This window comes from Pelatocladus sp. (genome assembly GCF_059505505.1).
The window spans coordinates 1-10,567 of sequence record NZ_JCACKS010000082.1; the positions used below are offsets into that span (position 1 = coordinate 1).

The following is a 10,567-nucleotide window of genomic DNA, read 5'->3' on the forward strand; positions in this document are numbered from 1 at the left end:
GGTAAACAATAACTCTACTACGGAAAGCCCTCTTTATTTTGGCGAAGGTATTGAACTAAAGTCCTTACTACGAACCTTTAATTATTTACGCCGTTCTACTTAATATCAAAATCAAAGTATCGATTATTGATAAAACTGTTTTTAACATTATGTAGTAAAATAACAAACCACTCATTCCAAAATTCCATGCCATGAACTGGTCTATTTTGTCTCCTGGACGATGGGTGCAGATAACACGAGTGCTGACAGTTTGTCTGTGTTTGTTGTTAGTCGTAGGTTGTGGTACTACTTCCCAAACAAACACATTAGTATCTGGTAATGGTCGCATTACTGTTGGTACAACACTAAAACCGCGTACTCTCGATCCATCTGATGCCTATGAATTAGCATCACTATCGTTGGTATATAACATAAGCGATCGCCTCTACACCTATGAACCAGGAAACACAGAAATTAAACCACAGCTAGCTACCGCCTTCCCAAAAGTGAGTCCAGATGGTTTGACTTATACTATCCCTCTACGTCAAGGAGTAGTATTTCACGATGGAACTCCCTTTAATGCCGAAGCAATGGCTTTTACTATACGCCGTTTTATTGAAAATAAGGGTAAACCTGCTTTCTTGCTGGGAGATGTCGTAGAGTCAGCCAAAGCTACAAGCGAATATGAATTAACAATCAAGCTGAAAAAGCCATTTGCAGCCTTCCCGTCATTGCTGGCGTTTGCTGGTGTTTGTCCGCTATCGCCAAAAGCTTACGAAATTGGCGAAGGAAAATTTACCCCAAATATTTTTGTTGGGACTGGGCCTTACAAATTAACAAAATTTGGCCCTGATTCATTGCAGTTTGATGTATTTGACAAATATTGGGGAGAAAAACCCTTAAATCAAGGTATTAATGTCCAAATTTTTAGCAGTGGAGTGAATTTATATAACGCCTTTCGTAAAAAAGCTGTGGATGTAGCTGGCTTAAGTATGGACCCAGATCAAGTTCGTAGCTTGGAAGCAAGTGCAAAAAAAGGCGTTTGGCAAGCGATTCCTAATGAAGGTAATGTAGTCAGTTATCTAGCTGTTAACCGTAATCAAAAGCCAGTAGACAACCCAGCAGTTAGAAGTGCGATCGCTGCCATGGTTAATCGTCCATTAATATATGAACGAGTATTGTACGACCAAGCAGAAGCACTTTATAGTTTGATCCCAAAAGCATTCAATGATTATCAACCTGTTTTCCAAGAGCAATATGGTGATGGAAATATCCAAAAAGCTAAAGAATTGCTCACCAAAGCAGGCTTTTCTAAAGATAATCCAGCCAAAGTCGAACTTTGGTATCCTTCTGGTTCTCCTACTCGGAGTTTAGCAGCAATAGTCATCAAAGCTCTTGCGAAAAAAACAATGGATGATCTACTGCAATTTGAAATACATACTGTAGAGGCTACCACTGCTTTTAAAAACATTTCTCAAGGCTTATATCCAACATTTTTACTAGATTGGTATCCTGATTTTTTGGACGCAGATAATTATATTCAGCCATTTTTATCTTGTGACAAAGGTTCACTAGAAAAGGGATGTGAAGACGGGGGAAGTCAATCTCAGGGTTCTTTTTACTATAATCCACAGATGAATCAACTGATTGACAAACAACGACAAGAACAAAACCCCGAAGTACGTAAGCAAATTTTTGCAGAAATTCAAAATATATTGGCGCGAGACATACCTTACGTTCCTTTATGGCAAAGTAAAGATTATGTCTTTGCTCAAACTGGTATGAGTGGTGTCCAACTAGACCCTACTCAAATTTTGATATACAAAAATATCAAAAAATAGTCAAGAGTCAATGACTCTTGACCCTTGATTCTTGACCCTTGATTCTTGACCCTTGATTCTTGACTAAATCATGTCCCGTTCTAAAGCTTTAACATATTACATAACTACTCGTTTATTGTTAGCTCCGCTTCAGTTGTTGACAATTATCACAATTGTATTTCTTTTACTCAGAGCAACACCTGGAGATCCTGTTGATGCAATTTTGGGTGCGCGTGCGCCAGAAAGTGTCAAGGAAGAAATGCGAAAACAGCTAGGTTTAAATTTACCTTTGTGGTTACAGTACTTGAAGTATATCGGCGACTTACTGCGCTTTGATATGGGTAAATCTATTTCCAGTCGCGGACAACAAGTCTGGGATATTATTTGGCAATATTTCCCAGCGACAGCAGAATTAGCAATATATAGTATTGCGATCGCTCTGATTGTTGGTATTGCAGTTGGTGTGATTTCTGCTTCTCGTCCTGGTACATCTTTGGATGTAGGAGGAAGATTATTTGGAATTATTACCTATGCACTGCCCATATTTTGGGCAGGAATGATCTTACAATTAATTTTTGCTGTCCAATTAGATATATTACCTTTAGGAACACGTTATCCTGCAACTCTTCCAGCACCAGATACTATTACAGGTTTATATAGCATTGATAGTCTTTTAAAAGGTAACTTTACGCAATTATTTACTGCTGTGCAATATCTCATTCTTCCTTGTTGTACTTTAGGAATTTTGCTCAGTGGTATTTTTGAACGTATTGTACGTGTCAATTTAAAGCAAACTATGCAAGCAGATTATGTAGAAGCTGCTAGAGCCAGAGGTGTTCCTGAGAATACAATTTTACTTTCTCATGCTTTTAAAAATGCTTTGATCCCAGTCATTACAGTCTTAGGATTAACTTTTGCTTCTCTATTAGGTGGAGCAATTTTGACTGAAGTAACATTTTCTTGGCCAGGATTAGCAAATAGATTATATCAAGGAATTTCAGAACGGGACTATCCGACAGTCCAAGGAATTATGGTATTTTTTGGGGCTATTGTTGTGGGTGCAAGCATTTTGATTGATATTTTAAATGCTTATATAGATCCTAGAATTAGATATTGAATTTTATGAAATAAGAACTAATCAAATTCATCAATTGTTGAAGGTGGATGATCTTCGTTGCGTTCTTGAATATGACGTTCATATAGATTCATTAAAGGAGTAGCACTAATGCCATGAACGATAACAGAAACTACAATAGTAGTGTAAGTAATCCAGGAAATTTTCTCAGCAACTTGACCTTCTAAACCTTTACCAAAGGCGTAAGCAAGATAATATAAAGAACCAACACCACGGATTCCAAACCAACCAATTAACCAACGACTTCCGGGATGTAAGAAGTGACGACGCATAGACGGTGAACGATGACCGATTGTACTGAGCCACACTCCTAAAGGTCGAATTATAAAGAATAAGAATACTATCACTAATAAAGACTGAGTAGCATAATTGAGTATTGGCTGAAATAATAAAATCGAACCTAGTAATAAAATTGTTCCTACTTCTAGTAGCTTTTCCAACCTTTCTATAAATTCCAATTGTGCTAAAGTTTTGTCTTGATTATTGTAACTTCGCTGGAGAACTAATCCCGCTATAAATACTGCTAAAAAACCATAACCATTAACTATTTCTGTGAATGAATAAGTTAATAAAATAGTACTAATAGCAATAAAATCTTCCATTAATTCATCAGGACGGTGATGTTTTTGTACTTTTTTATCAATCCATACTACTGCTTTGGCAACAATAAACCCCATAATAATACCAGCAGTAATAGCCCAGATGACATCAACACTAATCCAAAATTTAAACCAATTATTCCAATTGTGATCTTTTAAAGCGTATAATCCAAAGTAAACGAAAGGAAAAGCTAAAGCATCATTTAATCCACCTTCGGAAGTTAAGCCAAAACGTAATTCATCTTGATCACGTGTATCATTTAGCTGAACTTCGGAAGCTAAAACTGGATCAGTAGGTGCAAGAATTGCTCCTAATAAAATAGCTTCTCCCCAATTCATTCCTAAAAACAATTTGCCTACAATTGCTAGCCCAAATATGGAAATTGGCATTAACAATGTAATCAAACGTGTCGTCAGATTCCAAGATTTCCAACTTATTGGACGAACAATTTTTAAACCACAACCAAAAACAGAAATAATTACTACAAATTCAGCTAGACGTTCTAACAATTCAGCATTAAAAATGTTCTCACGACGTAATTGAATCAGTCCAAATCCGTAAGGACCAAGAAAAATACCAACCACCAGATAAATTAGGGCAAAAGATAGAGGTAAACGTGCAATCCAACCTGAGCCTAGAGTTACAAATAGCAGTAGTAGACCAATAATAAGCAGGTTAATAATATGAATATCTACCATAAAAGCTATCAAATGCAATAATCACTCGCTTTGCAAGCTTACTTGCGATCGCTTCTATATCAAATCATCTCAGGATAGATTTTCAATTATCTCTAGTAATACTCGTTATATACTTAGAGCGATCGCTATTCCCCAACAAGCTGTCGTTAGATCATAGTTTTTATTTTTTATTTATTTATTGTTTATATTTATATGTATACAAAGTAATAGCTTGGCATATAAATTTAGCCAAGCATATGACATCAATAATTATCAGCTGGGAGATGTAATTATTTATTAAGATATCGCCATAAAAGCAGATCATTCTGTTCATCAAGAACAAAATAAATTAGTCCTTTGTAAACAACCAATGACAAATGACTAATGACCAATGACGCTTGACCTGAAATTATGAGTCAATCTTCAAAACCAAGCTTTTTGCAAAACTTAAACAACTCCACTCTACTGCGCTTATTGTTGCTGTTTGCCTGTGGTTGGGCGCTCGTGATATTAATTAGTTACTTTTATAACGTTATTGCCATTTTCACCATAGCTGCCATTATTGCTGCATTGCTAAATTATCCTGTTCAGTGGTTGTCTGGTTATATTCCTCGCGGACTAGCAATTACTATCACCTTCTTGGGCGCTGTTGCTATTTTAATAGCTTTGGTAACTGCTTTGGGATTAGAGGTGTTAAATCAAGGACAGAGTTTAGTTGATCGCATCACTCAAGCGGTGAAGACACAAGACCTACTACCACTGAAAGAATTTATCGGAAATCTGAATTTGGGAAGACTTTTACAAACCCTGCAAACTGGTTTAATATCTGGATTAGGAATTGCTCAAAATATATTCTCTAGCGTTTTTACATTGATTTTTCTCGCCGTTATCAGTCTTTATATGCTAATCGATGGTGAAAAAGTTTGGTTTTATAGTTTACAGCTGATTCCTGCCCAGTCACGCGATCGCTTTGCTACGACTTTTCAACGCAGTTTCTTGGGGTTTTTGCTGGGACAGTTATTGTTAATATTATTCCTATCAATTGCGAGTTTTCTTGTCTTTTTAGTCTTGGGAGTCAACTATGCGTTATTTTTAGCACTCATTATTGGCATTTTAGATGCCATTCCTGGTATTGGTGCAACACTAGGAGTACTCACGATTACTCTATTAGTTTTGGCGTCTCAAGGCTGGACAGTTGCAGTTAAAGTTGTAATTGCTTGCATAATTCTTCAGCAAATTCAAGATAATTTTATTAGTCCCAAAGTTATGGGCAATACTTTGGAAATTAGTCCAGTATTACTGTTTTTAGCTCTATTTATTGGTGAGCGAGTAGCTGGTTTATTGGGCATATTTCTATCGATTCCCATTGCTGGGATGATTGCTGCTTGGTTAAGATCAGAAGAAAAAGCACAGCAAGCTTTACCAGAGCGATCGCAATAATTAATACACGAATATCTTGAAAAGTTATAATGAATCCTTTTAAATTAACTTTTTACTTAATTTACACATTTATTTTTGTTACTTGTATTACTTTCCTCACAGGATTTCAAATCAAACCTGCTATCAGTGCAGAGAATATTTATTTACCTGTCGGGTCTACGAATTTACGTCTATCAGTTAAATCTTTAGAAGTTTTTGCAAAAGAAGGTCGAATTACCAAAGAATTTGAGTTTTTTGCTCAACGACTCAAACCAGACAAATTACAAACCCTTCGCAATTTATTGCAGTATAAATTTAATACTAATCCTGTAGCAGTTTCCAAACTGACCTACTCTCCAATCGGAGAAGAATACATACGCCAATATGGTGTTATTATCAAGACACGAACAGGTAAAAATGGTTTTTATGCCATTCGTTCAGCCTTATTAGTAGCAGCAGCAGACCCAGAAGGATTAACTGGATTAACTTTCATACGTCACTTTCCCACAGATATTCAAATCAGTGTCAAAGATTTTTTAGAATTGTTGGATGAACTCAGTTATATTACAGGCTCTAAACAATCGCAGCCAATCTCAGATCTTACACCAGCTTTTCATACCGCCAATAAATAAATTTTTTGGCTAATAGCTAAAGTCAGATAAATCGGGAGCATCTCAATTTTTGAAAAAGACAAATGACAAAAATGCTAAAAGTCTTTGCCGATCGCGGTGGTACATTTACAGATATTGTTGCTGTTGCTGATAATCAAGCAATTATAAATAGACTTTCACAACATCAGGAACGTTTTCTAATTGTTCCTCTTCCCAATCATCAATATATTATAGTTTACAAATTACTCTCAGAAAATCCCGAACAATATCAAGATGCAGTTATTCAAGGTATTCGGGATATCATCGGACTTTCTCGTCATCAACCCATACCACCAGAAGCTATTGAAGTGGTAAAAATGGGAACAACAGTAGCCACAAATGCTCTGTTAGAAAGACATGGCGATCGCGTTGTGCTTGTGATTACCAAAGGATTTAAAGATGCATTACGAATTGGCTACCAAAATCGCCCTCATATCTTCGCTCGACATATCATCTTACCCACAATGCTTTATGAACGGGTAATTGAGGTAGACGAACGCTATGATGCTAATGGCAATGAATTAGCTCCGGTCAGTATTGAACAGGTAAAAAAAGACTTAGAAACAGCTTACAAGAAAGGCATTCGTAGTTGTGCCATTGTATTTATGCATGGCGATCGCTATCCTGATCATGAACAACAAGTTGCCCAAATTGCCCAAGAAATTGGTTTAACGCAGATATCAATATCCCACCAAGTTAGTCCTTTAATGAAATTAGTTAGTCGCGGAGATACAACAGTCGTAGATGCATATTTAACTCCGATTTTGCGACGCTATGTCAACCAAGTAGCTAGTCAGTTACCTGGTGTAAGATTAATGTTTATGAAATCGGATGGTGGCTTAACCGATGCACAACAATTTCAAGGCAAAGATAGTATTTTAAGTGGCCCAGCTGGGGGTATTGTTGGCGCAGTTCAAACTAGTCAAAGAGCAGGCTTTGATTTAATTATAACCTTTGATATGGGCGGGACAAGTACAGATGTTGCCCACTTTAAAGGAGAATATGAACGTCAACTAGAATCAGAAATTGCTGGCGCCCGGATGCGAGTTCCCGTATTAGCAATTAATACTATTGCTGCTGGCGGTGGTTCAATTTTGTTTTTTGATGGTTCTACTTATCGTGTTGGGCCAGAATCGGCGGGATCGAATCCTGGCCCTGCTTGTTACCGTCGTGGCGGCCCATTAGCTGTCACTGATGCAAATGTCATGTTAGGCAAGATTCACCCCCAATATTTTCCCTCTGTGTTTGGGGTGGATGGTAATTTGCCTTTAGATCAAGATATTGTCATTCAGAAATTTACCGAATTAGCTCAAGATATTAAAAATGCCACAAGTGACACTCGTACTCCTGAACAAGTAGCCGCCGGATTTATTGCGATCGCCGTTGAAAATATGGCAAACGCAATTAAAAAAATCAGTTTACAACGAGGTTATGATGTCACTCGATACGTGCTTTGTTGTTTTGGTGGTGCAGGTGGTCAAGTTGCTTGTTTAATCGCTGATACTTTGGGAATGAAAAAGATATTTTTGCATCCTTACGCGGGAGTACTTTCAGCTTATGGTATGGGATTAGCTGATGTTAGGGCAATTAGAGAAAGCGGAGTAGAACAGCCTCTTACCCAAGAATTAGTCCCGCAATTACAACAATTAATGCAAATATTAGAAACCCAAGCTAGACAAGAATTACCCCTTTCTACTGATAGAGCAGATGGAATTGAAGCAAGCAACAAAGAGGAAGTAGTCCGAAAACTTAACTTGAAATATGAAGGGACTAACTCTATTTTGACTATTAATTTTGTCTCAGATGTAGCAGTGATGCGGCAAGAATTTGAGGTTGAACATAAATCTCGCTATGGTTTCATTCAAATCGAAAAAAGCTTGATTGTCGAATCTGCTTCAGTTGAAGTTATTCAGAAAATGGATACTCCTGAAGAACCATTAATCACTCGTACCCGTCCTACCAATCAACTTCCCCTATCTATCGAGACAGTACAAATGTTTACTGCTGACCAATGGCATGATACTCCAGTTTATCGACGAGAAGATTTACAACCAGAAGATCATATTAATGGACCAGCAATTATTGTTGAGAAAATTAGCACAATCGTAGTTGAGCCTGAATGGCAAGCACGCTTAACTGAACGCAATCATTTAGTTTTGCAACGTATTGATGAGGGTTAATTTAGTAATCAATAATTGCTTTTTAATACATAGTGTAAAACTATTTAGATTAAACAAAGTATTAGCTTCAATTTCAGCTAAGAGACGAAATTAAATATGAGTTTAGATAATCAGCAGGAATACATACCTTTTGATGACTACGAAGCTTTTGCAGAAACTTACGTAAAGATTACAGAGTTCAATTCTCACAATGCTAACTATGAAAGACCAGCCATGTTCTCTCTTTTATCAAATGTTAAATTTAAGCGAGTATTGGATGCTGGTTGTGCAGGTGGAATATATTCCGAATGGTTGATTAATCATAGTGCTGATGTTGTAGCGGTTGACATCAGTCATAAGATGGTACAGTTGACTAGGCAAAGGCTACAAAATCGGGGTCAAGTTCACCAAGCCGACTTAAATAAACCCCTTGATTTTTTAGATGATCATTCATTTGATATAGTCTTAAGCTCATTAACTCTGCATTATTTAAAAGATTGGGAAAGTGTTTTAAAAGAATTTAACCGCATACTATTACCCAAAGGATTACTATTATTTTCGACCCATCATCCTTTCATAGACTTCCAATTTTTTGAAAAAGCTGATTATTTTGCCACAGACCTCATAGAAGACTTTTGGTACAGTTTTGGTAACACACCTGTTCGCGTACGCTTTTATCGCCGTCCATTAAGTGCAATGACTTCCGCACTAAACAATGCAGGATTTGTGAGCAAACAAATTGTTGAACCACGCCCTACAGAAGAGTGTAAACTACTCTATCCTCAAGACTATGAAAAACTCTCAACCAAACCTTGGTTTCTCATTATTCTTGCTCAGAAGGAAGCTCTATCCTAGTGGTTCATGGCAAAAGTTTTGATAGGTTTGTAGTAAGCACTTTAGTGCTTAAATATCGAACATTCAGCGTCAACAAATTATGTACAACTTTGCTGCGGCTTGTGAAACTGAAACAATTGTATTTGGTTCTGCAAGACCTGGATACAGTAGTGAGCAAGTCAACCAGTGGATTGAGTTTATGCAGAGTCAAGACATTAAACGCGTTTGTTGTTTACTTCCTCAGACTCAGCTAACTCGTTACTCAGATTTGCTTGGAATCTACCGACAAAAATTTGGACTTGATCAAGTTTGTTGGACACCGATCGCAGATTTTCAATACGCTGATCGCCAAACTCTAATTCAGCAAATTTTACCCTTCTTAGCAGTTGCAAACCAGCGAAATGAGAAAGTAGTAGTTCATTGTTCTGGTGGGATTGGACGCACAGGACACGTATTAGCTGCTTGGCTAGTTAGTGGACGCGGATTCTCAAATCAACAAGCGATCGCAGCAGTTAAACAAACAGGTAAAAATCCCTATGAAGCAGCAATTGCTGGTATCTTCAAAGGTCGAAATCCTTGGAAAATAGTTGCGGAACTAAACGCACTTTTAGATGATTGTCGTTGTGCTGGAGAAGGTTAGACTTTTAGGTTGAGTGGAACAAAATGTACTGCCTGAAGCCGCAATGTTGTAAAATAGTTAAAAACTAAACTCTAACTCTATACTCATGAGTTCCCATCCCCTCTTGAAAGTTGACATTTCTCAACTCAGCGTTGCGGAACGTATCCAACTTGCTGAAGATTTATGGGACAGTATCGTAGAACAGCAAGAGGAACTTAACTTGAGTGAAGCGCAACAACAAGAGTTAGATCGACGGTTAGAAAGTTACAAGAAAAACCCTACAAATGGTTCTAGTTGGGAAGAGGTTAAAAAACGGTTAGGCTCCTCCCGATGAACTATAACCTGATTATCCGGCCAGAAGCAGAATACGATATTCAGGATGCTTTTAAGTGGTACGAATCTCAAAATCCAGGCTTGGGTTCTGAATTTGTCCGTGCAGTCGATGCTTGTCTATCAGGGATTGGACGAAACCCTCTTGCTTACCAAGTCATTCACAAACAGGTAAGAAGAGCATTAATCCGTCGATTCCCATACATAATTCTCTACGTTTTTGACCAAGATACTGTTTTTGTACTTGCTTGCTTCCATGCAAAACGCGATCCAAAACAATGGTTAGATAAATAGTGACATACTCCCACACTGAATGAGTACATTACAGTGTGGGCTTCTCAGACA

10 protein-coding genes are annotated in these 10,567 nt (G+C 37.4%); 9 read left to right on the top strand and 1 reads right to left on the bottom strand.

Going from position 1 to position 10,567, the window contains the following annotated elements:
• Positions 1-191: 191 nt before the first annotated feature.
• On the top strand, positions 192-1,820 hold the full coding sequence (locus tag AC5JMK_RS07715; protein ID WP_096675411.1) for an ABC transporter substrate-binding protein: 1,629 nt from the start codon (positions 192-194) through the stop codon (positions 1,818-1,820).
• 70 nt (positions 1,821-1,890) lie between these two features.
• Positions 1,891-2,916 carry an ABC transporter permease gene (locus AC5JMK_RS07720; RefSeq protein WP_096675412.1) on the top strand — a complete coding sequence of 342 codons (1,026 nt, stop codon included), beginning with the start codon at positions 1,891-1,893 and terminating at the stop codon, positions 2,914-2,916.
• 17 nt (positions 2,917-2,933) lie between these two features.
• On the opposite strand, the gene AC5JMK_RS07725 is transcribed toward AC5JMK_RS07720, so the two are convergent.
• A complete protein-coding gene (locus AC5JMK_RS07725; RefSeq protein ID WP_495909791.1) occupies positions 2,934-4,232 on the bottom strand; it encodes a cation:proton antiporter in 1,299 nt (432 codons plus the stop codon).
• 390 nt (positions 4,233-4,622) lie between these two features.
• Here AC5JMK_RS07725 and AC5JMK_RS07730 point away from each other — a divergent pair, with 390 nt between their 5' ends.
• From AC5JMK_RS07730 to AC5JMK_RS07760, 7 genes are all read left to right on the top strand, one after another.
• Positions 4,623-5,651: an AI-2E family transporter gene (locus AC5JMK_RS07730; protein ID WP_096675414.1), complete on the top strand. Its 1,029-nt coding sequence runs from the start codon at positions 4,623-4,625 to the stop codon at positions 5,649-5,651.
• A gap of 29 nt (positions 5,652-5,680) precedes the next feature.
• Positions 5,681-6,262, top strand: coding sequence for an alpha/beta hydrolase (locus AC5JMK_RS07735; protein ID WP_495909792.1), 582 nt, complete (start codon positions 5,681-5,683; stop codon positions 6,260-6,262).
• Positions 6,263-6,333: 71 nt separating this feature from the next.
• A complete protein-coding gene (locus AC5JMK_RS07740) occupies positions 6,334-8,460 on the top strand; it encodes a hydantoinase/oxoprolinase family protein (RefSeq protein ID WP_495909795.1) in 2,127 nt (708 codons plus the stop codon).
• A 96-nt stretch (positions 8,461-8,556) separates the two neighbouring features.
• On the top strand, positions 8,557-9,294 hold the full coding sequence (locus AC5JMK_RS07745; RefSeq protein ID WP_495909793.1) for a class I SAM-dependent methyltransferase: 738 nt from the start codon (positions 8,557-8,559) through the stop codon (positions 9,292-9,294).
• Positions 9,295-9,373: 79 nt separating this feature from the next.
• The gene (locus tag AC5JMK_RS07750; protein ID WP_495909794.1) at positions 9,374-9,913 is read left to right on the top strand and encodes a protein-tyrosine phosphatase family protein; all 540 of its coding nucleotides are present in this window, start codon (positions 9,374-9,376) and stop codon (positions 9,911-9,913) included.
• An 85-nt stretch (positions 9,914-9,998) separates the two neighbouring features.
• The gene (locus AC5JMK_RS07755) at positions 9,999-10,226 is read left to right on the top strand and encodes an addiction module protein (protein ID WP_096675418.1); all 228 of its coding nucleotides are present in this window, start codon (positions 9,999-10,001) and stop codon (positions 10,224-10,226) included.
• Positions 10,223-10,516: a type II toxin-antitoxin system RelE/ParE family toxin gene (locus tag AC5JMK_RS07760; RefSeq protein WP_096675419.1), complete on the top strand. Its 294-nt coding sequence runs from the start codon at positions 10,223-10,225 to the stop codon at positions 10,514-10,516. Before AC5JMK_RS07755 ends, AC5JMK_RS07760 begins: the two co-directional genes overlap by 4 nt.
• Positions 10,517-10,567 lie beyond the last annotated feature (51 nt).

What these genes read in the sequence shown, in the direction of transcription:
- AC5JMK_RS07740 (WP_495909795.1), top strand. Translation starts at nt 6,334, where the DNA reads ATGCTAAAAGTCTTTGCCGATCGCGGTGGTACATTTACAGATATTGTT.
- AC5JMK_RS07760 (WP_096675419.1), top strand. Translation starts at nt 10,223, where the DNA reads ATGAACTATAACCTGATTATCCGGCCAGAAGCAGAATACGATATTCAG.
- AC5JMK_RS07725 (WP_495909791.1), bottom strand. Translation starts at nt 4,232, where the DNA reads ATGGTAGATATTCATATTATTAACCTGCTTATTATTGGTCTACTACTG.
- AC5JMK_RS07745 (WP_495909793.1), top strand. Translation starts at nt 8,557, where the DNA reads ATGAGTTTAGATAATCAGCAGGAATACATACCTTTTGATGACTACGAA.
- AC5JMK_RS07720 (WP_096675412.1), top strand. Translation starts at nt 1,891, where the DNA reads ATGTCCCGTTCTAAAGCTTTAACATATTACATAACTACTCGTTTATTG.
- AC5JMK_RS07750 (WP_495909794.1), top strand. Translation starts at nt 9,374, where the DNA reads ATGTACAACTTTGCTGCGGCTTGTGAAACTGAAACAATTGTATTTGGT.
- AC5JMK_RS07715 (WP_096675411.1), top strand. Translation starts at nt 192, where the DNA reads ATGAACTGGTCTATTTTGTCTCCTGGACGATGGGTGCAGATAACACGA.
- AC5JMK_RS07735 (WP_495909792.1), top strand. Translation starts at nt 5,681, where the DNA reads ATGAATCCTTTTAAATTAACTTTTTACTTAATTTACACATTTATTTTT.
- AC5JMK_RS07755 (WP_096675418.1), top strand. Translation starts at nt 9,999, where the DNA reads ATGAGTTCCCATCCCCTCTTGAAAGTTGACATTTCTCAACTCAGCGTT.
- AC5JMK_RS07730 (WP_096675414.1), top strand. Translation starts at nt 4,623, where the DNA reads ATGAGTCAATCTTCAAAACCAAGCTTTTTGCAAAACTTAAACAACTCC.